The organism is Acinetobacter sp. SW-226 (assembly GCF_055632855.1).
Genome location: NZ_JBVNBD010000010.1, coordinates 1 through 1,403 on the forward strand (window position 1 = coordinate 1; position 1,403 = coordinate 1,403).

Here is a 1,403-nt window from a genome sequence, read left to right on the forward strand (position 1 = left end):
AAAGTCTTTAAAATAAGGAATTTATAAAAAACTCTTTCTCATCATTAATTTTTAAAGATAAGTTATTGCATAATAATTCTTTCTTACTCAAATCAATTATGATCAAAATGATGTGGGTCTAGGATTTTAGACCATGCCTATAGTCGTAAAGCACTGGCTCATCGTGTATCGATCAGTATGGAAACAGACTTTTGCATAGATGCGTTGCAAGAAGCAATTGTGAAGTATGGTTGTCCTGAAGTCTTTAATACAGACCAAGGCAGTCAATTCACAAGCGAGGCATTTTTGAATGAGTTAAAATTGCGAAATATCCGTATCAGTATGGATGGAAAAGGACGATGGATGGATAATGTGATGATTGAGCGTTTATGGCGCAGCGTGAAGCATGAGGAAGTCTATTTGAAGGCTTACGATACGGTTAAACAAGCGATACAATCAATTGCTGAATATTTGGATTTTTATAACATGATACGTCCTCATTCAAGTTTGAATAAGGCAACACCGAATGAATTTTATGATCAACATTTACTAAAAGTAATGGCAGCATAATTTAAATATTTAGAGCGGGTTTATCACTTATAAAACTGAATTGAGTTGTCTAATTAACGGAACCACATTAGTCTTCTTCATTTTTAAATCAATTTCTTATCCGCGATTTTGATTAATAGTTGTTTGTTTTTTTCATTTAATGGATGTTATCAAGTGCTACAAAATTTTTTTGAAAAGAGTAGATTTTTAGTTATTATAGTTATTATAAATTGCATAATATCTTCTATTTTTTTATATTTATCAACTATATACCTTCTAATTGATGCAATAATTTTTATTATAAAAAATATATATGCAACTAATTTTGAAGTAAAAATAGTTGTTGTTAAATTTTTAAAAATCCTAGATGTCTCGTTAATTGCTAATACATTTCATTTAATTTCAGCAGGTTTTTATAAATTATTTATTCAACAAGCTATTTTTGACAATAGTTCTTTTCTTAAGACACTATCCAATTAATAAGTTTCATGATCTAAAAATTATTATATTACATGTATCTATTATAGTTATAGTCATCTTGTTTTTAGAAGATATTGTTGTTTTTGGTGGAACTTTAGCCAACTTATATGCTGGTATTTCTTCTAGCCTAGTCATATTAGCAATAATTTTTTTACTTGTAAGCTATTAGATAATGATCATCACAAAGACGATGAATAACTTAAATCGCAAGGACTCATTTAAAATTACTCTTTTCATTAGCCATCGTACTCTGCAAAACTGGGAACAAAGCCGACGCTATCCAACAGGACCAGCAGCAACATTGATTCGAATTTTAAATGCATTAAAAATGGGAGCTTAGCTCCCATTTTTTTTGACTTCTTATAACGTGCATTATGTTAATTTTAGAAAAACTA

3 pseudogenes are annotated in these 1,403 nt (G+C 29.2%); all 3 read left to right on the forward strand.

The annotated features are described in order from the left end of the window. Positions 1–138 precede the first annotated feature (138 nt). Positions 139–549 (forward strand): annotated as a pseudogene (locus ACZ8ZH_RS20210) (transposase); the annotation flags it as partial. A 153-nt stretch (positions 550–702) separates the two neighbouring features. Beyond that, positions 703–1,206 (forward strand): annotated as a pseudogene (locus ACZ8ZH_RS20215) (YqhA family protein). Positions 1,207–1,225: 19 nt separating this feature from the next. After that, positions 1,226–1,348 (forward strand): annotated as a pseudogene (locus ACZ8ZH_RS20220) (helix-turn-helix domain-containing protein); the annotation flags it as partial. Positions 1,349–1,403 lie beyond the last annotated feature (55 nt).